The organism is Aeromonas oralensis, from assembly GCF_049665575.1.
In the GTDB taxonomy this organism is placed as follows: Bacteria; Pseudomonadota; Gammaproteobacteria; order Enterobacterales; family Aeromonadaceae; genus Aeromonas; species Aeromonas hydrophila.
Genome location: NZ_CP187186.1, coordinates 619,703 through 643,318 on the forward strand (window position 1 = coordinate 619,703; position 23,616 = coordinate 643,318).

The 23,616-nt window shown below is 62.7% G+C and carries 22 protein-coding genes and 2 pseudogenes; 17 read left to right on the plus strand and 7 right to left on the minus strand.

Annotated features, from left to right (window positions below; translation table 11 throughout):
* The first annotated feature begins 5 nt into the window (after positions 1-5).
* The 5 genes from ACPDZI_RS03145 to ACPDZI_RS03165 all read left to right on the plus strand — a co-directional run bounded on the left by ACPDZI_RS03145 (position 6) and on the right by ACPDZI_RS03165 (position 4,415).
* Complete coding sequence (locus ACPDZI_RS03145; RefSeq protein ID WP_438833998.1) at positions 6-566, plus strand: Crp/Fnr family transcriptional regulator; 561 nt, start codon at positions 6-8, stop codon at positions 564-566.
* A gap of 94 nt (positions 567-660) precedes the next feature.
* Positions 661-1,863, plus strand: a complete 1,203-nt coding sequence (locus ACPDZI_RS03150; protein ID WP_438833999.1) for a lysozyme inhibitor LprI family protein — start codon at positions 661-663, stop codon at positions 1,861-1,863.
* A 66-nt stretch (positions 1,864-1,929) separates the two neighbouring features.
* Positions 1,930-2,379, plus strand: a complete 450-nt coding sequence (locus ACPDZI_RS03155) for a GNAT family N-acetyltransferase (RefSeq protein WP_065479588.1) — start codon at positions 1,930-1,932, stop codon at positions 2,377-2,379.
* A 218-nt stretch (positions 2,380-2,597) separates the two neighbouring features.
* The gene (locus tag ACPDZI_RS03160; RefSeq protein WP_029301975.1) at positions 2,598-3,458 is read left to right on the plus strand and encodes a DMT family transporter; all 861 of its coding nucleotides are present in this window, start codon (positions 2,598-2,600) and stop codon (positions 3,456-3,458) included.
* 120 nt (positions 3,459-3,578) lie between these two features.
* On the plus strand, positions 3,579-4,415 hold the full coding sequence (locus ACPDZI_RS03165; protein ID WP_438834000.1) for an EamA family transporter: 837 nt from the start codon (positions 3,579-3,581) through the stop codon (positions 4,413-4,415).
* Positions 4,416-4,448: 33 nt separating this feature from the next.
* On the opposite strand, the gene ACPDZI_RS03170 is transcribed toward ACPDZI_RS03165, so the two are convergent.
* Both ACPDZI_RS03170 and ACPDZI_RS03175 read right to left on the minus strand, forming a co-directional pair.
* Complete coding sequence (locus ACPDZI_RS03170; protein ID WP_438834001.1) at positions 4,449-5,339, minus strand: hypothetical protein; 891 nt, start codon at positions 5,337-5,339, stop codon at positions 4,449-4,451.
* 64 nt (positions 5,340-5,403) lie between these two features.
* Positions 5,404-6,627: an Nramp family divalent metal transporter gene (locus ACPDZI_RS03175; RefSeq protein ID WP_016349448.1), complete on the minus strand. Its 1,224-nt coding sequence runs from the start codon at positions 6,625-6,627 to the stop codon at positions 5,404-5,406.
* A gap of 237 nt (positions 6,628-6,864) precedes the next feature.
* Between ACPDZI_RS03175 and rpsF the strand changes: the two genes are divergently transcribed.
* The 4 genes from rpsF to ACPDZI_RS03195 all read left to right on the plus strand — a co-directional run bounded on the left by rpsF (position 6,865) and on the right by ACPDZI_RS03195 (position 8,853).
* A complete protein-coding gene (gene rpsF, locus ACPDZI_RS03180; RefSeq protein ID WP_005308887.1) occupies positions 6,865-7,251 on the plus strand; it encodes a 30S ribosomal protein S6 in 387 nt (128 codons plus the stop codon).
* A 30-nt stretch (positions 7,252-7,281) separates the two neighbouring features.
* Complete coding sequence (gene rpsR, locus ACPDZI_RS03185) at positions 7,282-7,512, plus strand: 30S ribosomal protein S18 (protein WP_005308890.1); 231 nt, start codon at positions 7,282-7,284, stop codon at positions 7,510-7,512.
* A 52-nt stretch (positions 7,513-7,564) separates the two neighbouring features.
* Positions 7,565-8,011 (plus strand): 50S ribosomal protein L9, encoded by a 447-nt coding sequence (rplI, locus tag ACPDZI_RS03190; RefSeq protein WP_011704669.1) that lies wholly within the window; start codon positions 7,565-7,567, stop codon positions 8,009-8,011.
* A gap of 101 nt (positions 8,012-8,112) precedes the next feature.
* On the plus strand, positions 8,113-8,853 hold the full coding sequence (locus ACPDZI_RS03195) for a ferredoxin--NADP reductase (RefSeq protein ID WP_438834002.1): 741 nt from the start codon (positions 8,113-8,115) through the stop codon (positions 8,851-8,853).
* Positions 8,854-8,905: 52 nt separating this feature from the next.
* Here ACPDZI_RS03195 and ACPDZI_RS03200 read toward each other — a convergent pair whose 3' ends face one another.
* Complete coding sequence (locus ACPDZI_RS03200; protein WP_168968052.1) at positions 8,906-9,217, minus strand: hypothetical protein; 312 nt, start codon at positions 9,215-9,217, stop codon at positions 8,906-8,908.
* A gap of 302 nt (positions 9,218-9,519) precedes the next feature.
* Here ACPDZI_RS03200 and ACPDZI_RS03205 point away from each other — a divergent pair, with 302 nt between their 5' ends.
* Positions 9,520-10,518 (plus strand): hypothetical protein, encoded by a 999-nt coding sequence (locus ACPDZI_RS03205; RefSeq protein ID WP_039214230.1) that lies wholly within the window; start codon positions 9,520-9,522, stop codon positions 10,516-10,518.
* 39 nt (positions 10,519-10,557) lie between these two features.
* Here the strand turns inward: ACPDZI_RS03205 and ACPDZI_RS03210 are convergent, their stop codons facing one another.
* Positions 10,558-10,725, minus strand: coding sequence for a hypothetical protein (locus ACPDZI_RS03210; protein ID WP_005308905.1), 168 nt, complete (start codon positions 10,723-10,725; stop codon positions 10,558-10,560).
* 56 nt (positions 10,726-10,781) lie between these two features.
* Between ACPDZI_RS03210 and ACPDZI_RS03215 the strand changes: the two genes are divergently transcribed.
* The 5 genes and pseudogenes from ACPDZI_RS03215 to ACPDZI_RS03235 all read left to right on the plus strand — a co-directional run bounded on the left by ACPDZI_RS03215 (position 10,782) and on the right by ACPDZI_RS03235 (position 18,140).
* Entirely contained in the window at positions 10,782-11,747 is a 966-nt protein-coding gene (locus ACPDZI_RS03215) for an NADP-dependent oxidoreductase (protein ID WP_438834003.1), read from the plus strand.
* Entirely contained in the window at positions 11,744-12,181 is a 438-nt protein-coding gene (locus ACPDZI_RS03220; protein WP_016349453.1) for a YqaA family protein, read from the plus strand. Before ACPDZI_RS03215 ends, ACPDZI_RS03220 begins: the two co-directional genes overlap by 4 nt.
* Before the next feature lie 19 nt (positions 12,182-12,200).
* Positions 12,201-15,014 (plus strand): M16 family metallopeptidase, encoded by a 2,814-nt coding sequence (locus ACPDZI_RS03225; RefSeq protein ID WP_438834004.1) that lies wholly within the window; start codon positions 12,201-12,203, stop codon positions 15,012-15,014.
* Between the two features lie 60 nt (positions 15,015-15,074).
* Entirely contained in the window at positions 15,075-16,673 is a 1,599-nt protein-coding gene (gene gshA, locus ACPDZI_RS03230) for a glutamate--cysteine ligase (protein ID WP_438834005.1), read from the plus strand.
* Positions 16,674-17,154: 481 nt separating this feature from the next.
* A pseudogene (locus tag ACPDZI_RS03235) lies at positions 17,155-18,140 on the plus strand (aldose 1-epimerase family protein).
* 82 nt (positions 18,141-18,222) lie between these two features.
* On the opposite strand, the gene ACPDZI_RS03240 reads toward ACPDZI_RS03235, so the two are convergent.
* The gene (locus tag ACPDZI_RS03240) at positions 18,223-20,013 is read right to left on the minus strand and encodes an AMP-dependent synthetase/ligase (protein WP_268014351.1); all 1,791 of its coding nucleotides are present in this window, start codon (positions 20,011-20,013) and stop codon (positions 18,223-18,225) included.
* Positions 20,014-20,199: 186 nt separating this feature from the next.
* Between ACPDZI_RS03240 and ACPDZI_RS03245 the strand changes: the two genes are divergently transcribed.
* Entirely contained in the window at positions 20,200-20,745 is a 546-nt protein-coding gene (locus ACPDZI_RS03245) for a hypothetical protein (protein ID WP_323976270.1), read from the plus strand.
* Positions 20,746-20,768: 23 nt separating this feature from the next.
* Here ACPDZI_RS03245 and rimI read toward each other — a convergent pair whose 3' ends face one another.
* Together rimI and ACPDZI_RS03255 are read right to left on the minus strand one after the other, a co-directional pair.
* Positions 20,769-21,218, minus strand: coding sequence for a ribosomal protein S18-alanine N-acetyltransferase (rimI, locus tag ACPDZI_RS03250; RefSeq protein ID WP_252450716.1), 450 nt, complete (start codon positions 21,216-21,218; stop codon positions 20,769-20,771).
* A 50-nt stretch (positions 21,219-21,268) separates the two neighbouring features.
* Positions 21,269-21,748: a DNA polymerase III subunit psi gene (locus ACPDZI_RS03255; protein WP_438834006.1), complete on the minus strand. Its 480-nt coding sequence runs from the start codon at positions 21,746-21,748 to the stop codon at positions 21,269-21,271.
* 238 nt (positions 21,749-21,986) lie between these two features.
* Between ACPDZI_RS03255 and ACPDZI_RS03260 the strand changes: the two are divergent.
* A pseudogene (locus tag ACPDZI_RS03260) lies at positions 21,987-23,595 on the plus strand (ATPase RavA domain-containing protein).
* The last annotated feature ends 21 nt before the right edge of the window (positions 23,596-23,616 follow it).

The following is a 23,616-nucleotide window of genomic DNA, read 5'->3' on the forward strand; positions in this document are numbered from 1 at the left end:
GCTGAATGGACAGACCCCCGTTTTGCCGGGATCGGGTCACAGATGAGCAGGAGGCCGCGCGCCTCCTCTCTTTTGCCCGTCCGCTGACCCTGAGCCCCCGTGCCTGCCTCTGGCATGCTGGGGATCGACCTGATCTGCTGGTGATGGTGGAGCAGGGACTGCTGCGGGCCAAGGTGGTGCTGGCGGATGGCCGTGAGTACATCAAGGAGTTCTACTGGGAGGGTGACGAGTTCCTCGACTTCCACCACCTGCTCAGTGGCGAGCCGGCCCGCTACAGCGTGGAGGCGCTGGAGCCCTGCCGGCTCTTGCTGTTCAATCTGGCCGACCTGCGCACGCTCTCCTGCTGGCCCGTCTGGTATCAGCATCTGCTGGCGGTGCAGCTGCGCATCAAGGAGGAGAAGGAGCTGCTGCTGTTGACCGAGAGTCCGCAGGCCCGCTATCAGCACTTTCTGCGCAGTTTCCCCGCGCTGGAGGCCAGGGTGCCCGATCACCAGATCGCCGCCTACCTCGGCATCACCCCCATCAGCCTGAGCCGCATTCGCAAGAGAATGCGAAATACACCCTGATCGTCGAATGGCGTATTGCAAGCATACGGCGCTGTTGCCACTCGAGAATCTCCGTATGATGTGCACGGTTCGCCATGAGTCCGGGAGTGCACATATGAGAAGGTTTGTTACCCATTCTGCTTTTAATCTGTTGTGGTTGCTGACCACGGTAGGGGCGTGTGTTGGTTCGGTCACCGCACAGACTGCCTCGTTTGATTGTGGGGTGGCCAGTACGGTCATCGAACACACGATTTGCCAACAAGATGTGCTCGGCGCACTCGACAGTCAGCTGGCCGATCGCTATGAACAGGCTCGTGATAGTGCTGATTCATCTCAAGCGGATGTACTGCTTGCCGAACAGCGTCAGTGGCTTAAACAGCGTAACGCCTGCAGTAAGAAGACATCGCAACTGCCAGAGTGCTTGCGAGACAGCATGGCGCACCGTATCAAAGTGCTCGGCGAGCAGGTCGCACAACAAGACAAGGCGTTCACCGAGACAGTGCAACTGATCCAGGTCGATCCCGCCGCTGCTGCGGTCAAGCTGAATGATTACCGTAGTGCCGAGGCTTCGGTGTGGCTGCTCTATCTTCATCAGTTCGAGTCGGCGAGTGGGGTCAGCGACAAGCTGGCGCGTGCTCGCTATGCCCAGGTATTGGCCAGATTCAATGACGAATATACCGCGTCTATGGCCGCCGATTTGGGATACGAGAAGCCCGCAACCCGTGCCAGCGCGACCTTGACCTTGCTGCGTCTGGTGCTGGAAGAGCGATCCAATCCCGAGTCACTGCGACACTGCTTTATCTTTAAACGCATCGGCTGGTCTGCATATGACGCCTTTGGCGGGCTCTGGGGATCAAGCCGCGATAACATGGCGCCTTACTGCTCTCTTCCCGATGATCTGTTCCGGCGTCCGGTCTGGCAGCATCTTAGCCAGCTCTTCAATACACAGATGGAACGCATCTCCTCCTCTTTTGGCACCATAGTTTTCGGTACCTTCGCCGATTGGCGGATAGACGAGCTGCATATCAATCTTGCCCCCGAGGATTTTATTGCTATCGATAAGGCAGGGAGGTCGACCTCGGCTGCTGAACCACGGATACGCAACGGGGATGCGAAGGTATGGCCGGTCGCCGAGCGTGAGGCCATGCTCAAGGCGATAGCGGAGGTGCGGCAGCTCACACTTACCTGGCTGCAGGAAGAGAAGGGAATGTCGGTCCAAAACGCCGAGATCGCCGTGAACAACATCGTGGCAATCTGGCTTAATCAGCGCCTAGATTTCATCGAAGAATGGGACTTGAGCGAGGATACCTCACATTAACAATGGTTAATGAAGGAGGCTGGCTCATCGATTATGCTGCACCTTTCCCCTTACATGGAGTCGCGGATGAACTGGATCCTGAAACCCTGGTGCGAACTCACCACGGACGAGCTGTATGACCTGTTGGCCCTGCGTGTCGAGGTGTTTGTGGTCGAGCAGACCTGTCCCTTCCAGGACCTGGATGGCCTAGACCGCCGGGATGGAGTGCTGCACCTGCTCGGCTGGCAGGATGGGGCTCTGGTGGCCTACGCCAGGCTGATGGCACCCGGTGTGGCCAAGGCGCAGCAGGTGGTGATCGGTCGGGTGGTGACGGCGCCCGAGGCGAGAGGTGATGGCCTGGGTCATCGGCTGATGCAGCAGGCGTTGCAGGAGTGTGCCCGGCTGTGGCCAGGGGTCAGCATCTATCTCGGGGCTCAGGCACATCTGCAAGGTTTCTACGGTCGTCACGGCTTCACCGCCGTGGGTGAACCCTATCTGGAGGATGACATTCCCCATATCGGCATGAGCTCCTCTTAATACTTTTTAAGCATAACAATGAAATTATTATGTCTTGAGGTAGTAAAGAAAACGGGTGCTCGGCGCCATGTTAGTGGGTACCCTCTGAGTGATTAATCGGCAACAGTTGATGGATAGGTTTTAAAAATGGTCTTTTACCCCATTAATTCAGAACAAGATTCAGCGATTGAGCCGTTGAGCCATTTTATTAGCGTTCGCCACTCGAGCGGCTGTCGCTGATGGAGTTGTTGCGCAAGCGGTTCGCACTGGACCTGCAAACCTTCGCCATCATCACCCTGGTGCTGGGCAATCTGGCCCAGGCCTTCTCCGACGTGCTGGTCAAGCTGATCGGCCCCGGCTTCAGCCCCTTCCAATACATGTTCCTGCGCCAGCTGCTGACCCTGCTGGTACTGCTGCCCTTTATGCTGCGGGTACCGCGCTCAGCTTGGGGGTTGGGTGCCTGGAAGTGGCACCTGCTGCGCGGCCACCTCTGCCTGCTCGGTGGGGGTGGCATGATGCTGGCCCTGACCCAGCTGCCGCTGGCCACGGCCAACGCCATCTTCTATGTCTCCCCGTTGCTGACGCTGCCGCTGGCGGCCTGGCTGCTCAAGGAGAAAATCAATTCCCGCGTCTGGTTGCTGGGAGGCATGGGGCTGCTTGGGGTGGTGTTCGTGCTGCGGCCGGGGGATTTCCATCTGGCTGGGCTGGGCGCCCTGGTGACCGCCTTCACCCTGGCGCTGTTCAACATCACGGGTCGCAAGTTGCCCGCCGGGATCTCGGTGGTGGCGACTCTGTTCTGGGCCAATCTGCTGGCTCTGCCGTTGACCGCCGGGCTGGCGGTACATCAATGGCAGCCGGTGGACTGGCGACTGCTGGTGCTGATCGGCGGCAGCGGCGTCATGCAGCTGCTCTATCATGCCAGCTGCTTCTACGCCTATCGTCAGGTGGAGGCCAACCGCATCGCGGCGACCGAGTACTCGGGCCTGATGTTCGTGGTGCTGCTGGGTGTCTGGCTGTTTGGCGAGATCCCGGCGTGGAACCTCTGGGTCGGGGTGAGTTTCATCCTGCTGGCCATTCACTGGCAGCGCCGATTGCGCTGATGACATCCCCATCGGCAGCAGGCCGATGGGTGAGAAAAGCCGGCATCTTATGAGGCCGCTCTCTGTCATGGCCGGGCAAACCGGCTATGCTGGGCGGCCTGTTGTTATCGGAACCCTGTCGTGACCCCTACCATCTTTGCTGCCATCCTGTTGGCTGCCCTGCTGCACGCGCTTTGGAATGCGCTGGCCAAACGCCAGGCCGAGGGGCGAGTCAGCGTTTTGCTGGTCTCCCTCTGCTCCGGCCTGTTTGCCGCTCCCTTGCTGCCCTTGGTGGGCTGGCCGGTGGCGGCCGAATATCCCTGGCTGGCGCTCTCCATCCTGCTGCATTGCGGCTACTGCCTGTTTCTCGGCCGAGCCTACCGGCTGGGTGAGTTTGGCCAGATCTATCCGCTGGCCCGGGGCAGTGCCCCTCTGGTGACCCTGCTGTTCGGTGCCCTGCTGCTGGGGGAGGTGCCGGGAATGGTGGCGGTGACGGGGGCCGTGGTGCTGGTGAGCGGCGTGCTGCTGATGGCGTGGCGAGGTGGCCTGCGGCTGGCGCCGGCCGCGCTGCAGGCGGTACTCATCACGGCGCTGTTTACCGCCTCTTACACCTTGTCCGATGGGGCGGGAGCCCGCTCGGCCGGTGAGCCGATACGTTACACCCTCTGGCTGTTCGCCCTCACCGCGCTGATGATGCCGCTGCTGATGCGCTGGCAGAGTCGCACCGCCTGGCGCGAGCTGGGGCCTGCGGCGTGGCGCAGCGGCGCCATCGGGGGCGCCCTGTCGCTGTTGGCTTACGGGATCGTCATCTGGACCATGACCAAGGCGCCAATCGGCCTGGTGGCGGCCCTGCGCGAGAGCAGCGTACTGTTTGCGGTGCTGCTCTCCTGGGGCTGGCTGGGGGAGACGCTGGGGCGGGTCCGGTTGCTGGCCGCCCTGGTGATCCTGGGGGGTATCCTGCTGATACGTCTCGGCTAGGGGGAGGCGGCTTAAGGCATCCGGGCCGGCTGGTCAGGGAGTGACCCGGGTCGTGAGGGTGAACCCCTCCTCACAGGTGGCCAGTTGCACTTGGACCTGCCCCAGTTCGGCCAGGCTACCCACGTGGGTGCCGCCACAGGGGATGGTGACCTCCCGGCCTTCCAGCGAGCAGTGCCAGTAACGGGAGTCGATGATCGCCTCGCCGGCCCGGCTGCGGCGGATCTCGCCACCGGCCGCCAGCCAGTCTGCCAATTGCTTGTTGATCATCTCTTCTATCTGCGCCAGGTCTGCCAGCAGTGCCTCGCTGTTGACTCCCTTCTTGCGCAGGCTCTTGCCGATCCGGTACTGCTCGCGCGAACCCATGGGCTCGACCCGCGAAGTCTGGATGGCGAGGCGATCGAAGTCCAGCTGATCCAGCGCATCCCGCTCGCTGACCTCCTTGCGCCAGTAAGGCATCAGCGCCCGGTTGAGCGCGAGGGCTGCCAGATGGCAACCGCTGTGGCCCAGGCTCAGGGCGTGGCGGGCCTCGGCATCCACCCGCAGTGTCACCTGGCTGCCCACTGGTAGCGCACAGTGACCGGCCAGCGGGTGCACTACCACGAAGCGCCACCCTTCTGCGCCCCGCTTGACCGGGATCGCCTGGTCGACGAACAGCTCTCCATCCGGGCTGATAGCCCCCATGCGGCAGGGGCCGACGACCGCTTCGCCACCCTCCCAATGCACGGTACCCACGTCACCCGGCTGATCGGGCCAGAGGTGGCTCTGGGGATGAAAGGGGGTGAGGTCGGTGACCAGCAGGCTGGTGTCGCCGCTCTGGCAGCAGATGACGCTAGCCTGCTCCTGATGGTGGCCCAGCACGAAGCTGGCTCGGGTATGTGGCATGGATGGGTCCCGCAAATCGAAGAGGAAGAGAGCCGCCAGCATACGCCAAAGCGCAGGCCGGCTCATTAACCTAGGTTAACGAGCCGGTCTTGGGAGGGATGGCGGGCTAGATCATGGCGACCAGCAGGTAGGCGTTGAGCCCGATCACCAGCGCGACTATGAGGCGGCCGACCGCCTGGGTCACCGGGTGGTTGCGATACTCCCCCATCAGGGCGCGATCGCCGGTCAATATCAGCAGCGGAATGAGCGCCAGCGCGATGCCGAAGCTCAGCACCACCTGGCTCAGTACCAGGATCTCGGTGGTATTGAGGCCCATGGCGATCACCACGAAGGCAGGGGCCATGGTGATGGCGCGGCGCAGCCAGAGCGGGATGGTGAAGCGCACGAAGCCCTGCATCACTACTTGGCCAGCCAGCGTGCCCACCACGGTAGAGCTGATGCCGGAGGCGACCAGCGAGAGGCCGAACAGGGTGGCGGCCGCCTGCCCCAGCAGCGGGGTGAGGGTCTGGTAGGCCGACTCCAGCTCGGCTACTTGCTGGTTGCCGGAGCTGTGGAAGGCGGCCGCCGCCATGGCCATCATGGCCAGGTTGACGAAGCCGGCGATGGTCATGGCGATGGCCACGTCGACTCGGGTGGTGTGCAGCCGCTGGGGGACCGAGCCCTGATCCTGGGTGTGCTGGGTCAGTGCCGAGTGCAGGTAGATGACGTGGGGCATCACGGTGGCGCCGAGCACGCCGGCCGCCAGATAGACGGCGTCACTGTTGGGCAGGCCGGGGAAGAGGGCGCCCTCCAGCAGGCTCGGCAGATGGGGGCGGGAGAACACCAGCTCGACGATGTAGGCCGCCGCCACGAACAGCAGCAGGCCGCCCACCACGAACTCCAGCGGTTTCTGGCCGCGAGACTGCAGCATCAGAATGCCCCAGGTGACCACGGCGGTGATGCCGGCCCCTTCCAGCAGAGTGACCCCGAGCAGCAGCTTGAAGCCCACGGCAGCACCGATGAATTCCGCCAGATCGGTGGCCATGGCGATGATCTCCGCCTGTACCCAGTAGGCCCAGACCGCCGGCTTGGGCAGCCGGTCGCGAATGTGCTCCGCTAGGTTCTTGCCGGTGACGATGCCGAGCTTGGCCGAGAGGGTCTGCACCAGCATGGCCATCAGGTTGGCCCATACCACTACCCACAGCAACTGGTAGCCGAAGGTGGATCCGGCCTGAATGTTGGTGGCGAAGTTGCCCGGATCTATGTAGCCGATGGCGGCGATAAAGGCCGGCCCGAGCAGGGTCAGTTTGAATTTGCGGGCCGGGATGGCCGTGGTCAGCGCGGGTTGCATGGTATCAGCCTCCATAAGTGCATGGAGATAGAATAGATCTAAATGATAATTATTATCAATTGAAGTTTTGTATTGTTCCCATAGATAAAAACATCGGTGGCGGCTGGTTGCAGTGAGGGATTGGATTTCGTACAATACGCCGCCCTAGAAAAGCAGCGTCTAAACACCATTATGTTCCTTGCCTCCGAGGTCTGGCTGCACCTGGGCGGAGGCTGAATTAATCCGTAAGGAGCTAAAATGCGTCATTACGAAATCGTCTTCATGGTTCATCCGGACCAGAGCGAGCAAGTACCTGGCATGATCGAGCGTTACACCGGCGCCATCACCACCTCCGGTGGTACCATTCATCGCCTGGAAGATTGGGGCCGTCGTCAGCTGGCTTACCCGATCGACAAACTGCACAAAGCCCACTACGTTCTGATGAACGTAGAAGCAGAGCAAGCCGTTATCGATGAGCTGGAAACCAACTTCCGCTTCAACGATGCCGTTATCCGCAACATGATCATGCGCACCAAGCACGCCGTGACTGAAGTTTCTCCGATGGCCAAGGCCAAGGAAGAGCGCTTCACCCGTCGTGACGACGAGCGCCGCGAAGAAGCTACTGAAGCTGCTTCCGAAGAGTAATTCTGGATCACTGACTAGAGGATAAAGGCCATGGCACGTTATTTCCGTCGTCGTAAGTTCTGCCGCTTCACCGCCGAGAACGTTACCGAGATCGACTACAAAGATATCGTTACTCTGAAAAACTACATCACTGAATCTGGCAAGATCGTACCGAGCCGTATCACCGGTACCCGCGCCAAGTATCAGCGTCAGCTGGCACGCGCCATCAAGCGTGCTCGTTACCTGGCTCTGCTGCCGTACACCGATCTGCACAACAAGTAAGAATCGGTCCGGCGCTTAAGCCTAACTCAACGAAATTTATAGAGGAAAGGTAATGCAAGTTATCCTGCTCGACAAAATCGCCAAACTGGGCGGTCTGGGTGACCAAGTTTCCGTGAAAGCTGGTTATGCCCGTAACTACCTGATCCCGCAAGGCAAAGCTGTTATGGCTACCAAGGCCAACATCGAAACCTTCGATGCTCGCCGTGCTGAACTGGAAGCCAAACTGGCTGCCGGTAAAGCTGCCGCTGAAGAGCGCGCTGCCAAGCTGGGTGAACTGGCTGCCGTTGTTATCGCCTCCAAGTCTGGCGACGAAGGCAAGCTGTTCGGTTCCATCGGTACCCGTGACGTGGCTGAAGCCATCACTGCTGCCGGCGTAGCCGTTGCCAAGAGCGAAGTCCGCATGGGCAACGTTCTGCGTAACACCGGTGACTACGAAGTTGTTGTTCAGCTGCACGCTGACGTCAAAGCAACCGTACAGATCCAGGTTGTTGCCCTGTAATAGCGATTCGCTTTTGCAGAAAAAACCCGCGCACTTGCGCGGGTTTTTTATTTTCAGGCCCAGGGTTAGAGTAAGGCTCCGTTCTTCTGGAGGAGATCCCTATGGCCTGGGTCGAAGGTCGCGTCCTTGAGCGTATCGAGTGGACGCCCACCCTGTTCTCCCTGCGTGTGGCGGCCGAGCTGGCCCCCTACAAGGCGGGGCAATTCACCAAGCTGGCCCTCGAGCAGGGCGAACGCCGCGTCCAGCGGGCCTACTCCTTCGTCAATCCTCCGTCTGCCCCCTATCACGAGTTCTATTTCGTCGAGATCCCCGATGGGGAACTGACTCCCTCCCTCGGCTCGCTACAAGCGGGCGACAGCCTGCTGGTGCAATCCCTGGCGACCGGTTTTCTGACCCTGGACGAGGTACCGGCCGGGCGCGATCTCTGGCTGCTCTCCACCGGCACCGCCATCGGCCCCTTTCTCTCCATGCTGGCTGACGGGGAAGCCTTCGCCCGTTTCGAGAATCTGGTGCTGGTGCACGGGGTGCGCAAGGGGGAAGAGCTGAGCTACCGGGAGCTTATCGCGGGTTTTGCCGCCCGCCACGGCGAGCGCTTTCGTTATGTACCCTTCGTCAGCCGGGAGGAATGGCCCGGGGCGATGGCGGGGCGGATCCCGGCAGCCATCGCCAATGGCCGGCTGCAGGCGCGGGTCGGGCTGGAATTTGCCCCCGAGCTGAGTCAGGTGCTGATCTGCGGCAACCCGGCCATGGTGAAGGAGACCCAGCAGACCCTGCTGTCATTGGGACTGGCCAAGAACCTGCGGCGGGCGCCCGGCAACATCAGTGCGGAGAACTACTGGTAGAGAAATGCACACAGGGGCCTCGGCCCCTGTGCCAGGGTGACGAGGATGACGATCAATTCTTCTTGCCGTTGCCTTTCTGCTTGTTGTGGCCCTGGCCCGGGTTGTTGCCGCTGTGGATGCTGCGGTTGTAGTGGTCCCGGTATTTGCCGTCCATCTTGTCGCAGTTGAGCTGAATGCGGCTGTCGCCGATGCCGAGATCCAGGCAGTTGCTCTGCCACCAGTCGTACTCTTTCTGATCCCAGTTGATGTCCAGCTTGATGTCGTCGGTGGAGAGTTTGACGCCATCGTTGTTCTTGGAGGGGGGCGCCGCCATGGCCACGGCTTGGACGAGCAGCAGGGAGAGCAGCAGTATGGATTTGTGCATGATGATCTCGAGTGCGGAAGGATTGGTCTCAGTGTAGAAGCTGACGCCTTAACTGGGCCGGAACTGGGCACGACGTCAGTGGGCGGGCATGTCATGCCGGCTTGCCGCGGGTGGGCAGGAGATCAGGCTAGCGGGGGTTGTAGCGGTGGACAACGGGGAGGCGCCGACAATTTGCCCAATCTGGTCGCAGCCTGTCCGTTTGTGAAGGTATCTGAGTCAATTCAAATGATTAGCCTTCATTATGTGGCTCGGCTGACTATAATCGGCAGCCAACTTTTCCTGCATATCGCACCCCCTTCATCATGACTACACAGGCTTCTACCGTGCTGCGCTACCCCAAGGGGTGGTTCGCCTTGACCACGGTGTACAGTTTTACCGGGCTGGCCATTCTGGCCTCCATCGTCTTCTCCCTGCTGCTGTTTCTCTCCATCGACGAGAATCCCCTGATGAAGTGGCTGTTTGGCGGCCTAGCTATCATCTTCGAGCTGGGCAAGTTCTACGTCTGGTACGAGTACGGCGAGTGCAAGGCGCGGCGGGAGTTGAGCGGGGCCTTCTGGTCACTGCTGTTCTACAGCGTGCTGGCCGCCATCTCCATCGGTGGCAGCATCGGTGGCATCAACAGCGCCACCAACACCATCCTCAACCAGCAGGCGCGCCATGAGCGGGAGATCGCCCGCTTCGACGAGCAGATCGCCAGCATAGAGCGGCAGATCCAGCTCAACGAGGAGGCGGCCCGCAAGTATATCGAGATGGCGCGCATCTCCAGCGGCGTCAGCGGATTGCAGCAAGCCAACACCAAGCTCAGGCTGCGCCAGGACGAGCTGCGCCAGGAGCGCGACGCCAAGCCCATCAACGAGCAATCCTCCATGCTGGGGTTGATGAGCAGCCTGGCGGACGGGGTGGGGATGAGCATCAGCCAGGTGCAGTTTCTGTTGGTCTGCTTCCTCTCCGTGCTGCTCGACGTGTTCGGCGCCTTCTTCGTCAGCCTGATCGGCGAGGAGAACCGCTTTCGCCGCAGCTGGCTGTGGCAGCAGGCCAGGGAGCAGACCCTGGCCCGCCAGGCGGAAGCGGCGGCCATGGTGCCCGCCGTGGTGGCCAGACCGGAACCCGAGCCAGAGGTGGTGGCTCAGGTGCGCAGCGCGCTGGAGAGCGGCGAGCTCAAGTGCAGCAAGCGGCGGGTCGCAGAGGCGCTGTCGCTGTCGCTGGAGGAGGTGGACCGGGTGTTCCAGCATCTGCTGGCCCAGGGGGTGCTGGGGCAGGGCAGCAACCGCCACTACCATCTCAGCTCGCAGGGGAGTTGATCATCAGGCCACCGCAGGGTGGCCTTTTTATTGCCTGTGCTAGTGGGTCAGCACCATCATCAGGCTGAGGAAGGCGGCCAGCCCGCCGCCGATGCCGATGATCCAATAAAAGCCCTTGGCCCCCTGTTTGAGCGGGATGCGGAAGTAGAGCAGAAACGCCCACCACCCCAGGGCCAGCAACAGAGGAATAAGAAACATTCGAGCCATGGTGTCCTCGCTGTTATTCTGTTGACCCTTGATCAATCAACAGGATGGATTGTGCAATGACGCAGCTACAGATTACCGCATTCGGCGACCCCTCGGTACTCAGGCTCAACCCTTCCCTGGACAAGGTGCCAGCCGACGGCGAAGTGCGGGTGCGCATCTGCTTTGCGGGGGTCAACCCCATTGATGCCAAGACCCGGGCCGGCCTCGGCTGGGCGGCGGCCCAGAACAAGGACAAGCTGCCCTGGACACCGGGCTATGACGTGGCCGGGGTGGTGGAGAAGGTCGGCCCCGGCGTCACCGCGCTGGCAGAGGGGGAGCGAGTGTGCGGCATGGTGGGTTTTCCCCTCGCGGCCGGTGGCTACGGCGAGTCCGTGGTGGCACGCGAGGAGGAGCTGGTCAGGCTGGAGGATATTGGCCTCAGGCAAGGAGCGGCGCTGCCGCTGGCGGGCCTCACCGCCTGGCAGGGGTTGTTTGAACACGGCAGCCTCAAGGCGGGGCAACGGGTGCTGATCCTGGCTGGTGCGGGCGGTGTCGGCCACCTGGCGGTGCAGTTTGCCAGCGCCTATGGCGCCGAGGTGGTGGCGACGGCGAGTCGCGACAACCACAGCTTCCTGCACGCTCTGGGGGCGCGCCGGATGGTGGATTACCATGACGCAGACTGGGTCGCCCAGGTGGGTCAGGTCGATCTGGTGCTGGATCTGGTGGGGGGCGAGAGCGGCAAGGCGGCGCTTGCGTGCGTCAAGCCCGGTGGCCGGTTGGTGACTGTGCCCACCATCAGTGCCCAGCAGATCAAGGATGCCGCGGCCGGCAGCGCCATCGAGGTGCTCGGCATGCTGGTGCACCCTGATCGCCAGCAACTGAGCCAGATGCTGACCCTGCTGCGCCAGGGCGAGGTTCAGGTCACGGTTGCCGGGGAGTATGCCCTGGCCGAGGGGGCGCTGGCCCATCAGGCCATCGAGCAGGGCCACGTGCGTGGCAAGCTGTTGCTGCGCATGCCCGCCGCGGACACTCTGGCCGGATGAACGACATCACCGAGCTGGGGCTCGGCTGGCTGTTTCTGAGCGCCTTCACCTCCGCCACCCTGCTGCCCGGCAGCTCGGAAGTGCTGCTGGGGGCCATGGCGACCAAGGGGGAGTGGAGCATGGCCAGCCTGCTGCTGTGGGCTACGCTGGGCAATACCCTCGGCTCCATGACCACCTGGTGGCTCGGCTGGCTCGCCACTTTCAAGAAAAAACCGGAAGATTTTCAAGGCCGTGGGGAACAAAAAGCCCTCGGCTGGCTCAAACAACATGGCCACTGGTGTCTGCTGCTGGCCTGGACGCCGGTGATCGGCGATGGTCTCTGTCTGCTGGCCGGCTGGCTGCGCCTCTCCTTCTGGCGCTCTCTCATTCTCATCGGGCTCGGCAAATTGTTGCGTTATGCCCTGGTCTTTCTGCTGGCCAGGCAGATCTTCTAGCTTCACTCACGAGGTAACCGTGAACAAACTCATTCCATTAAGCATGCTTCTGGGCTTCTCCCTGCCCGTGCTGGCGGCACCCACTCTGGTGTCGGAACAGGTCAAGGAAGAGGGCAAGCTCGGCATTCCCTACCAGATGTACAAGCTGGACAACGGCCTGACCGTCATTCTGGCGCCCGACAAATCCGATCCCCTGGTGCATCTCGACGTCACCTACCACGTGGGCTCGGCCCGCGAGCAGGTAGGCAAGTCAGGTTTCGCCCACTTCTTCGAGCACATGATGTTCCAGGGCTCCAAGCATGTGGGGGATCAGGAGCACATGCGGATCATCAACGAAGCTGGCGGTGACATGAACGGCACCACCAACAAGGATCGCACCAACTACTACGAGACCGTGCCGGCCAACCAGCTGGAGAAGGTACTGTGGCTGGAGGCCGACCGCATGGGCTTCTTGCTCGATGCGGTGAGCCAGAAGAAGTTCGAGATCCAGCGCGCCACCGTCAAGAACGAGCGGGCCCAGCGCATCGACAACCAGCCTTACGGCCTGGTGAGCGAGAAGGTGGGGGAGGCGCTCTACCCGCGCACCCACCCCTACTCTTGGCAGCCCATCGGCTATGTGGAGGATCTCGATCGGGTCGACGTCAACGACCTCAAGCAGTTCTTCCTGCGCTGGTACGGCCCCAACAATGCCACCCTGACCCTGGGCGGCGACTTCGACACCAAGCAGGCGCTGGCCTGGATTGAGCAATATTTCGGTTCCATCCCGCGCGGCCCGGACGTGGCCGAGCCGACGCCTGCGCCCGTCACCCTGCCCGAGACCCGTTACGTGACGCTTGAGGACAAGGTGCACCTGCCGCTGCTCTACATCAGTTACCCGACTGTGTCCCTTGGCGATCCGCAGGAGCCGGCGCTCGACATGTTTGCCGACGTACTGGGCGGCAGCGCCAGCTCCATGCTCTACCAGTCGCTGGTCAAGAGCGGCAAGGCTATTGATGCGGGCGCCTCCCACTACTGTGAGGAGCTGGCCTGTACCCTGACCGTCTACGCCTATCCCAACCCGGCGGTGGATGGCAGCCTGAAGACCCTCAAGAGCGAGGTGGACAAGGTGATCGGCGAGTTCGCCGGTCGCGGCCTCAAGCCGGAGGATCTGGAGAAGGCGATCAACAGCTATCGGGCCTCGGCCATCTGGGGTCTGGACAGCGTCTCCGGCAAGGTGAGCCAGCTCGCCATGGGCCAGGTGTTCGCCCAGGATCCCAACTATGTGTTCAAGAGCCTGGATGCCATCGGTAAGGTGACCCCGGAGCAGGTCAAGACCGCCTACGACAAGTTCATCCTGAACAAGCCGGCGGTGGTGCTGAGCGTGGTGCCCAAGGGCAAGAGCGACTGGCAGGCCGCCAAGCCCAACTTCACCCCGGCCAAGCGCGAGCTGCCGGATTACAGCAAGCATGACAAGGTGCTGGCCGAGCGACCGGTGAAAGACGATTTTGATCGCAGCGTGCAGCCCAAGGCGGCCGATGCAGTGAGCGTCAAGGTGCCTGCCATCTGGCACGGCAAGCTCGACAAGGGGATCGAGATCATCGGCACCCAGAGCGACGAAATCCCCGCCGTCTCCATCATGGTCGCCCTGCCGGGTGGCATGCGGGCCGAGGGCAAGGGCGAACTGGGGCTGGCCAGCCTCACCGCCAGCATGATGGGACAGGGCTCGGTGCGCCTGACCGAGGCCCAGCTCAGCGACGAGCTGCAAAAGCTCGGCTCCAGCGTCAGCGTCTCCAGCGCCCAGTACAACAACCTGGTCACCATCAGCAGCCTGACCGACAAGCTGCCGCAGACCCTGGCGCTGGTGCGCGAGGTGTTTGAGCGGCCCGGCATGCGCGAAGCCGACTTCGAACGGGTCAAGGCGCAGATGCTGCAGGGCATGAAGCAGAGTGAGCAGCAGCCGGAGTGGTTGGCCGGTCAGGCATTCCGCGAGCTGGTCTACGGCAAGCAGAACCGCCTCGGTCAACCGGGTGACGGCGTGCTGGCCGATGTCGAGAAGCTGACCCTGGCGGACGTGAAGCGCTTCTACCAGAACTACTACAACCCGACCAACGCCAAGGTGGTGGTGGTGGGTGACGTGACCCAGGCCCAGGTGGAGGATCAACTCGCCTTCCTGACCCAGTGGAAGGGGGCCGAGCCCTCTCTGGGCAGCCTCAAGCCGGCGGGTGAGCAGGCGAAGCCGGGCATCTATCTGGTGGACAAGCCGGGGGCGCCCCAGTCGGTGATCCGTATCGGCCGCCGCGCCATGCCGTTCGATACCACGGGTGACTACTTTACCGCCGGGCTGATGAACTTCAACCTGGGCGGCAACTTCAACAGCCGCATCAATCTCAACCTGCGCGAAGACAAGGGCTACACCTATGGTGCCAGCTCGGGCTTCTCCGCCAACCGGGAGGCGGGTACCTTCGCCACCGGTGCCAACGTGCGGGCCGATGCGACCGTGGATGCCATCCGCCAGTTCCTCAAGGAGATGGACAACTATCGCAAGAACGGGCCGACTCCGGTGGAGCTCGCCTACATGCGCAGCGCCGTCTCTCAGCAGGATGCCCTCTCCTACGAGACCCTGGGCCAGAAGGCGGGCTTCTTGCTGCAGATGATCATGTACGACCTGAAGCCGGACTATGTGCAGGCCCAGAACAACCTGATCAAGACGGTGTCGGCCAAGACGCTCAAGGCCAGTGCGGCACGCTGGCTTGACCCGGCCGAGATGGTGATTGTGGTGGTGGGGGACAAGCAAAAGCTTGAAAAACCCTTGAAGGAGCTTCATCTTCCCATCTATCCGCTGCAGCTGCCCTGAGGGCGCTACATAATAAAGAGTGCCGCCCCCCTGTGGGGCGGCCACACATGAGCCGTGAATATGACTACGACAAGCTTGTCACTCACCGAGTTGTTGACCGCCCTGGGTTCGCCGGAACGGCTGACCGCCCTCAAGGGGATCCGGCGCGGGATCGAACGTGAATGTCTGCGCATCACCCCGGAAGGAACCCTGGCCCAGACCGATCACCCCCGCAGTCTGGGTTCGGCGCTGACCCATGCCAACATCACCACCGACTACTCGGAGAGCCTGCTGGAGTTCATCACGCCAGCCACCGACTCCATCGACAGCCTGATGGAACAGCTTGGCGACATCCACCGTCACACCATCCACCATCTCGGTGATGAACGGATCTGGCCGCTCTCCATGCCCTGCTTCGTCGGCGACGAGGAGAACATCCGGCTGGCCCAGTACGGCAGCTCCAACATCGGCCGGATGAAGACCCTCTACCGGCAGGGGTTGAAGAACCGCTACGGCAGCCTGATGCAGGTGATCGCCGGGGTGCACTTCAACTTCTCCATGCCGGACAGCTTCTGGTGCGAGTGGCAGGAACTGGTGTGCGAGGGGTGCTGCAGCCAGCGCTTCATCTCCGACAAGTACATGGGGCTGATCCGCAACGTCTACCGCTTCGGCTGGCTGGTGCCCTATCTGTTCGGTGCCTCGCCAGCCATCTGCGACTCCTTCCTCAAAGGGCGCAAGAGCAATCTGCCGTTCCAGAAGACCGGCAAGGGCACCCTCTACCTGCCCTATGCCACCGCGCTGCGGCTGTCGGATCTGGGCTACACCAACAGCGCCCAGGCTGGGCTCAAAATCAGCCACGACAGCCTGCCGGCCTATGTCAGCAGCCTGCGTCGCGCCATCAACACCCATGATCCCGACTTCGCCAAGATCGGCGTCAAGGTGAACGGCGAGTACCGTCAGCTCAACGACAACGTGCTGCAGCTGGAGAACGAGCTGTACGCTCCGATCCGGCCCAAGCGCACCCCGCGCAGCGGCGAGAAGCCGTCGGACGCGCTGGAGCAGCGCGGCATCGAATACATCGAGCTGCGCACCGTGGATGTGAACCCCTTCACCCCGTACGGCATCGAGGTGGATCAGATCCGCTTCTTCGACCTGTTCCTGGTCTGGTGTCTGCTGCGCCCGTCCCCGGTGCTGGGCGACGAGGAGATTGCCCGCAATCGCCGCAACCAGACCAAGGTGGTGCTGGAAGGGCGTCGTCCCGGCCTTGAGCTGGAAGACGAGCAGGGCCATGCCATCGGCCTCAAGGAGTACGGCCTCAAGCTGTTCGACGAGCTGGCCGAGGCCGCCGCGCTGCTGGATCGATGCTGCGGTCGCAACCGCTACCGCGAGACCCTGGCGATGCACCGCGAGAAGCTGCTCAACCCCGATCTCACCTACTCCGCCCGCCTGCTCAAGCAGTTGCTGGAGAGCGGCCAGGACAACGGCTGCTTCGGTGACGAGCTGGCGAGTCGCTACCGGGAAGAGATGCTGGCCGGTGAGCTGCAGTACTGGGATGAGGCCTACTTTGCTGGCGAGGCACGCGACTCGCTGGCCAAGCAGCGGGAACGCGAGCGTAGCGACAGCCTGTCGTTCGACGACTTCCTGGCCGACTACTTCGGGACCAGCAAGACCCCGGCCTGACGGGATCCACCTCTTCTTTAAGCCGCTCTTGAAGCGGCTTTTTTATTGGCGGTCCCCAGTGGGCGCTTGGCCGTCACGGGCCCGAAAATAACTGTGAGTCAGCCTTCACTTCAGCAGAGCGATTGGCGGTTTTATTGTCAATCGGCTCACATTTTCCTCTTTTGCAGCTTGAGTCTGATGGGCTTGCCGCCTAATTTCTCGATCACTGAAACGATTCAGCTTAAACAAAAACAAGAGACACGAGGATAAATCCATGTTGAAGAGACTTTCCATTGCCGTACTGTTCGCGCTGGGCGCCAGCTCGGGCCAGGCTGCCGAATTCCTGCTGACCGATTCCCAGCAGGGGCTGGATGTGGGGGACTGGAAGATCACCAGCGACAAGCTGGGGATCAAGAGTCCGGCACCGTTCAGCATCGAGAAGAAACGGCTGCATGGCGGGCGTCAGGAGGGGGTGGACCTGCTGATTGTCGACAACGGGGTGATGAAGATAACCCTGATCCCGACCCGTGGCATGGGGATCAAGGAGGTCAGAGCCGCCGATCTGCGTCTCGGCTGGGATTCGCCGGTCAAGGAGGTGGTCAATCCGGCCTTCATCGATCTGGAGAGCCGCGCCGGGCTCGGCTGGCTCGATGGCTTCAACGAGATGCTGGTGCGCTGTGGCTACGAGTGGACCGGTCACCCGGGAGTGGATGACGACGGCCGCCTCAAGAGTCTGCATGGCCGGGTACAGAACATCCCGGCCTCCGTGGTCAGCGTGACCATAGACGAGGAGCCGCCTTACGCCATTCACGTGCTGGGCCGGGTGGACGAGCGCACCTTCAAGATGAGCGAGCTGGTCACCTGGACCCAGCTCAGCGTGGTGCCGGGTCAGGCGGAGTTTGCCCTGCAGGACAAGCTGACCAACCACGCCGATTACGAGAACGAGTACCAGATCATCTACCACGGCAACTTCGGGGCCCCCATCCTGGAGGAGGGTGCGCGCATAAGCACCCCGGTGAAGCAGATCTCCCCGTTCAACGACTATGCCAAGGGGGGCTGAAGAGCTGGCAAACCTATCTGGGGCCGACCAAGGGCTTCGACGAGATGGTGTTCAACCTGGTGCCCTATAGCGACGCCGAGGGCAACACCCTGGCGGTGCTGAACAACCGGGCAGGCAGCGCCGGGGTGGCGGTGGGTTACAACACCAGGCAGTTGCCGGTGCTGACCCTGTGGAAGAACACCGACACCCGGGCTCAGGGCTATGTGACCGGCATCGAACCCGGCACCAGTTATGCCTACAGCACCAAGTACCAGCGCCCGCTGGGGTTGGTCCCCAAAATTCAGCCGGGGGAGACCAAGACCTTCGATCTGACCTACCGCCTGCTGCAGAATGCCGACGAGGTGAAGCAGGCTCTGGCCAGAGTGGAACAGATCCAGGCCGGTCGTCCCACCGAACTGCGTGACCAGCCGCTGGTCAAGCTGCCGTAAGCAACGGACAAACAGCAAAAAGCCGCTCTTGAAGCGGCTTTTTTATTTCCCTGAACCCGAGCGGTCTTAGACGTGGTTGTACTCAGACATGGTTATACATGGCCTCGATCTCGCTCTGGTACTTGGACTCGATGATCTTGCGGCGCAGCTTCATGGTGGGGGTCAGCTCCCCCAGCTCCATGGAGAAGGCGCTCGGCAGCAGGGTGAACTTCTTCACCTGCTCGAACTTGGCCAGCTCTTTTTGCAGATCCTGAATGCGCGCCTCGAAGAACTCCACCACCTTGGAGTGGCGCAGCAGCTCGGTCTTGCATTGGTACTGCAGGTTGATGGAGCGGGCGTACTCTTCCAGCGACTCGAAGCAGGGCACGATCAGCGCCGACACGAAGTGGCGGGCATCGGCGACGATGGCGATCTGCTCAATGAAGCGATCCTTGCCGATGGTGCCTTCCACCAGTTGCGGGGCCACGTACTTGCCGTTGGAAGTCTTCATCAGCTCCTTGAGGCGCTCGGTGAAGTAGATGTTGCCTTCGCTGTCGAGCTCACCCGCATCGCCGGTACGCAGGAAACCATCCTCGGTCATCACCTCGGCGGTCGCTTCCGGCTTGTTGTAGTAGCCGCGCATCACGGTCGGGGAGCGCACCAGCAGCTCGTTGTTCTCACCCAGTTTCACCTCGATGCCGCAGAGCGCCGTGCCGATGGAGCCCAGCTTGAACTGGCTGTCTTCGTAGCAGCAGACGGTGGCGGTGGTCTCGGTCATGCCGTAGCCGTACTTGAGGTTGAGCCCCATGGCCTGGAAGAAGAAGTTCACCTCGTCGGCGAGGCGGGCGCCAGCCACCGGCAGGAAGCGGGTGCGGCCGCCAAAGCGAGCGCGCAGCTTGCGAAATACCAGTCGCTCGGCGAGCCAGAGCTGGCCGTAGAGCAGCGGCGAGGTGGTTTTGCCCGCCTGGCGGGTGGCGACCATCTGCTTGCCCACTTTTGTGGCCCAGCCGAACAGGGCCTGGCGCAGACGCGGCGCCTGGGCGACGCGAGCCTGGATCATGGCGTAGGCCTTCTCGTAGAGGCGCGGCACGGCGCACATCACGGTCGGCTGTACCTCGCCGATGACATCCATCACCTTCTGCGGATCGCGGATGTAGACGTTCTCGGCGCCGCAATAGAGCACGTAGTAGCTCCAGGCCCGCTCGAACACGTGGCTGAGCGGCAGCATGCAGAGCGACACATCCTGCTCGTTCAGATCCAGACGGCTGTTGTGCATCTCGAAGCAGGCGGCGATGTTGGCGAAATCGAGCATGACCCCCTTGGGCTCACCCGTGGTGCCCGAGGTGTAGATCAGGGTCAGCAGGTCGTCCATCCGGTACTGGCTCTCTCGCTCGCGCAGTGCCTGTTCGCTGGGCTGGTGATTGCCGGAGACTAGAAACGTCTGAAAATGGCTCGCCTGCGGGCAGCCGCGCAGGTTGACGCTGCCGTCGAGGGCGACCAGCTGGCGAATCTCGCCGCTTTCAATCAGTTGCAGCGCTTGGTCGAACTGAGGCTGTTCGCCGACGAACAGCACCTTGATGCCGGCATCTTTGACGATGTAGCGCAGCTGATCCAGGGTGCTGGTGGGGTAGATGGGGACGCTGACGCCGCGGGCGGCCAGGATGCCGAGATCGGCCTGGGTCCACTCCGGCATGTTGCGGGCATAGATGCCGACCATCTCGGTGGGCTGGTGGCCGGCGCGGATCAGCGCCTGGGCACAGTAGTCCATGGCCTGTCCCAGAGTACGCCAGCCGATGGCACGCCACTGGCCATCCTGTTGTACGCGCAGGGCGGCCTTGTTGCCAAGCCGGGCGATACGCTCCCGCATCAGTCGAACCAGGTGGTGTTTCGGCATCAGTCAGACATCCTCAAGTAACAGTTGTACGCCCTAAGGGGCACTGAAAAATCGCGCTGGAGTTTAAACTCTAAGATTACAGCTTACAAGTGTTCGCCATTTGTCTTGGATCACAAAGTCGTCAATTAGGGTGAGCTTGAGGCATGATGGGGGCTGACATGCGGAGCCATTCAGGGAGGGTAAACAATGAGTGTTGGCATCAAGGGGGTGGTGACCGGGGTATTGCTGTTATTGGCGGGGGCCGGCGGCCTCTGGTTTACGCTGGGAGGCACGGGGAGCGAGGAGGACAACCCCTGGCTGAGCGGCGCCGAGGGCTACGCGCAGGCGCAGCAGCTGGCCCTGCAAAAGGGTTATCCGCTGCTCTACGTGATCGAACGCGCCAAATGCCGGCGCTGCAAGCTGCTGGATACCAGCCTGTGGCAGTCAGAGGAGATGGCGCCGGTGCTGGCCCGGCTGGTGAAGGTACGCCTCAACCCGGATGCGGGGGATGGCAGCGAGCACATTCTGCGCCGCTTCCCGCAGGTGGCGACGCCGCCCGGTATCTATGTGCAGCAGCCGGGCGAGCCGCTCAAGCCCATCAAGATAGTGGTGGATATCCAGCAGATCTGGATGCCCGGGGTGACCTGGCAGCGCGGCTTCTTCATGCCGCTCTCTGCCGCCGGCTTCGAGGCGGTGCTGCACACCACCCAAAGCCTGCAGGATCCGGCCCTCGACAACGCACCGCTGCTGTAGTGCTGCAGATGTAGCGCGGCGCCCTAGCCGAAGTCGAACAGGCGGGACATCAGCACGGCATCTTCCCGATCCTGGCCGGTGCCATAGTAGTCGGCGCGCCGGCAGTACTCGGCAAACCCTTCGCTCTCGTAGAGGCTGATGGCGGTGCTGTTGCCGGCCCGCACTTCGAGGAACCAGGCCTCGGCCTTGTTGGCCTTGCTGCGGGTGAGGTACTCCCTGAGCAGCGCCCGCCCCAGCCCCTTGCCCTGAAAGTCGGGGTGCACGCAGATGTTCATCAGCGAGCTGTCGCCCGCCACCAGATCCGAGATGTAGAAACCGGCCGGTTGGCCGTCGACCAGCAGCAGGCCGTTGAGGTAGCGCGGCCCGAAGCAGGAGAGCAGGTTGGCCTGGGTCCAGGGCTCCTTGTGGGCAGCCTGTTCGATGGGATAGATGAGCTCGAAGTCGGTCTCGAGCAGGGGACGAAATTGCACCATGGTGGCTCCGGGTCGGGGCGGCTGAACGAAGAGAGGGTGGGGCTCGGCACTCAGCCGAGGCGCCCCTTGAGCTGCTGCCACAGCGCCCGTTTCTGGGCCGGGCTGGGCGCGAGCGGGCAGATCAGGGCCTCTGGCCAGGCGGGATCGGCCGCCTCCAGCCAGAGCAGGGGCGGAGTGTGGCCGACGGGCAGGCTGCTCAGCAGGCTGACCTCGTCGCTGCCGATGCCGAGCAGCTGGCAGAGATCCGCCAGCAGGCCGGGGGCGGGCAGCCGGCTCGCCAGGATCCAGAGCTTGCCACTTGGTTGCTCGCTTGGCACGGCCGAGGCGGGGGCTGCCGCCTGCTCGCTTGCCGGGATCTCATTGGCCGGCGCGGGCGCAACCTGATGGCCCGCCAGCAGGGCTGGCCGGCGCAGTTGCCAGCTCGGGATGCCCATTCGGGCCAGCAGGTGTTGCCGCAGGCGACCGGATGCCTGGTCAGGTTGCGCGGGGGCGGGCTCCCGCGCCGTGGTCAGCTGCACTGGATCTTGCATGGGCGATGACTCAGTCTTGATCTGCATTGATGAAAAAAGCTCTGCGCAGGGTACACTCGAACGCGTTTTGCTGCATCTTTTGCGGTATGTTTTAGCCAGGTGAGGCGGCCCGGCGCTCGGCAACCGGCCGGAGCGAGCCACAGGCGGCCTCCCGACAATCCAACAAGCAGGACAGGGAACCTTCGATCGCGTCGCGGGTGTGCCGGTTCCAGACAACCCCAGTATCGGAAGTGTGCCTATGCCACCTTTAGCATCACAGAATCTTCGTCTCGCCCCCATTCACGAGCGCCTGCCACGCCTGCTGTCGGCCCTCGGCGAGGGGCTCTACGAGCGCCAGGATGCCCTGCGGCTCGGTCTGCTGGCGGCCCTGTGCGGCGAGAGCGTGTTTCTGCTGGGCCCGCCCGGCATCGCCAAGAGCCTGATCGCGCGGCGCCTCAAGCTGGCCTTCTTCGATGCCCGCCACTTCGAATACCTGATGACCCGTTTCAGCACGCCGGAGGAGGTGTTCGGCCCCCTCTCCATTCAGGCGCTGAAGGAGGATGGCAAGTATCTGCGGCTCACCGCCGGCTACCTGCCGGAGGCCGAGGTGGTGTTCCTCGACGAGATCTGGAAGGCGGGCCCCGCCATCCTCAACACCCTGCTCACCGCCATCAACGAGCGGCAGTTTCGCAACGGCGACAGCCAGCACCCCATCCCCATGCGGCTGCTGGTGACCGCCTCCAACGAGCTGCCGGCCCCCGACAGCGGGCTGGAGGCACTCTACGACCGCATGCTGGTGCGGATCTGGATGGATCGGGTGCAGGAGAAGGCCAACTTCCAGGCCATGCTGGCCAGCGACGGTCAGTCCCACCAGAATCTGCCGCCCTCGGTGCAGATCCACGGCGAGGAGTACCTGGAGTGGCAGGAGCAGATCGACCGGATCCGGTTGCCGGACGACTGCTTCGAGCTCATCTATCAGCTGCGCCAGCAGCTCGACAGCCAGCTGGCCCACAGCTGCTACGTGTCGGATCGGCGCTGGAAGAAGGCCGTCAGGCTCATCAAGGCGAGCGCCTTTTTCAACGGGCCGCGACGAGGTGGCCCCGCTCGATCTGCTGCTGTTCAAGGATTGCCTCTGGCATGACGAGGCCTCGCGCACCGCCCTGCTGGAGATGATGACCGAGTTCTCCCGTCTCTACGGCTATCAGCAGCTGGCCATGACTCGTCAGCTGATGGGGCTGCGGGAGCAGTTCAAGCAGCTCAAACAGAGCGTGGCCCAGCGCCTGTGCTGCAAGGCCAGAAAGCGCCAGCAGTGGTTCGGACGCCGCGCCCGCGGCATCCAGATCCCGCTGGCCAACGCCCGCCCGTTCGGCAAGCTGGCGCACTTCCACCTGCTCACCCCGGCGGCGCTGGATGGCGACGATCCGGAGCGGCTGGTGGAGACGCTGGTGTTCGACCGCACCCTGCTCTCCCACTGGCATCCCACCGGCGAGGCGCTGGTGGGCTGGCCGCTCGGCAACCCCAAGGAGGGCCACTACGAGCTGGTGCTGGACGACGAACTGCGGCTGCACGTGCTGGACTTGCAGCGCCAGCAGATCCCCCTGGTGCTGGTGGAGCGCAACCCCATCCCCGAGGTGGTGATCGCCCCCTGGCAGGCCGCCCTGACCGGGCTGCTGGCAGAAGCCGGCGTGCTGGCGCAGGAGCTCAAGCGCCAGCGCAACCTGTTCGAGCGCCATCAGCAGCACCTCTTCATCGGCCGCCACTGGCTGCAGCAGGTGGAGGACAGCTTCTTCGTGCTGAACCGGGATCTGGACCAGCTGCGCACCGACCTCAGCCACTGGCACGACCGGCTGCCGCAGCTGGACGCCTGAACCATGACGAGCGCGAAAGGG

Excerpts from the sequence above, each read along its gene's own strand:
- ACPDZI_RS03145 (WP_438833998.1), top strand. The coding sequence starts at position 6 with ATGGACAGACCCCCGTTTTGCCGGGATCGGGTCACAGATGAGCAGGAG.
- ACPDZI_RS03150 (WP_438833999.1), top strand. The coding sequence starts at position 661 with ATGAGAAGGTTTGTTACCCATTCTGCTTTTAATCTGTTGTGGTTGCTG.
- ACPDZI_RS03155 (WP_065479588.1), top strand. The coding sequence starts at position 1,930 with ATGAACTGGATCCTGAAACCCTGGTGCGAACTCACCACGGACGAGCTG.
- ACPDZI_RS03160 (WP_029301975.1), top strand. The coding sequence starts at position 2,598 with ATGGAGTTGTTGCGCAAGCGGTTCGCACTGGACCTGCAAACCTTCGCC.
- ACPDZI_RS03170 (WP_438834001.1), bottom strand. The coding sequence starts at position 5,339 with ATGCTGGCGGCTCTCTTCCTCTTCGATTTGCGGGACCCATCCATGCCA.
- ACPDZI_RS03175 (WP_016349448.1), bottom strand. The coding sequence starts at position 6,627 with ATGCAACCCGCGCTGACCACGGCCATCCCGGCCCGCAAATTCAAACTG.
- rpsF (WP_005308887.1), top strand. The coding sequence starts at position 6,865 with ATGCGTCATTACGAAATCGTCTTCATGGTTCATCCGGACCAGAGCGAG.
- rpsR (WP_005308890.1), top strand. The coding sequence starts at position 7,282 with ATGGCACGTTATTTCCGTCGTCGTAAGTTCTGCCGCTTCACCGCCGAG.
- rplI (WP_011704669.1), top strand. The coding sequence starts at position 7,565 with ATGCAAGTTATCCTGCTCGACAAAATCGCCAAACTGGGCGGTCTGGGT.
- ACPDZI_RS03195 (WP_438834002.1), top strand. The coding sequence starts at position 8,113 with ATGGCCTGGGTCGAAGGTCGCGTCCTTGAGCGTATCGAGTGGACGCCC.
- ACPDZI_RS03200 (WP_168968052.1), bottom strand. The coding sequence starts at position 9,217 with ATGCACAAATCCATACTGCTGCTCTCCCTGCTGCTCGTCCAAGCCGTG.
- ACPDZI_RS03205 (WP_039214230.1), top strand. The coding sequence starts at position 9,520 with ATGACTACACAGGCTTCTACCGTGCTGCGCTACCCCAAGGGGTGGTTC.
- ACPDZI_RS03210 (WP_005308905.1), bottom strand. The coding sequence starts at position 10,725 with ATGGCTCGAATGTTTCTTATTCCTCTGTTGCTGGCCCTGGGGTGGTGG.
- ACPDZI_RS03215 (WP_438834003.1), top strand. The coding sequence starts at position 10,782 with ATGACGCAGCTACAGATTACCGCATTCGGCGACCCCTCGGTACTCAGG.
- ACPDZI_RS03220 (WP_016349453.1), top strand. The coding sequence starts at position 11,744 with ATGAACGACATCACCGAGCTGGGGCTCGGCTGGCTGTTTCTGAGCGCC.
- gshA (WP_438834005.1), top strand. The coding sequence starts at position 15,075 with ATGACTACGACAAGCTTGTCACTCACCGAGTTGTTGACCGCCCTGGGT.
- ACPDZI_RS03240 (WP_268014351.1), bottom strand. The coding sequence starts at position 20,013 with ATGCCGAAACACCACCTGGTTCGACTGATGCGGGAGCGTATCGCCCGG.
- ACPDZI_RS03245 (WP_323976270.1), top strand. The coding sequence starts at position 20,200 with ATGAGTGTTGGCATCAAGGGGGTGGTGACCGGGGTATTGCTGTTATTG.
- rimI (WP_252450716.1), bottom strand. The coding sequence starts at position 21,218 with ATGGTGCAATTTCGTCCCCTGCTCGAGACCGACTTCGAGCTCATCTAT.
- ACPDZI_RS03255 (WP_438834006.1), bottom strand. The coding sequence starts at position 21,748 with ATGCAAGATCCAGTGCAGCTGACCACGGCGCGGGAGCCCGCCCCCGCG.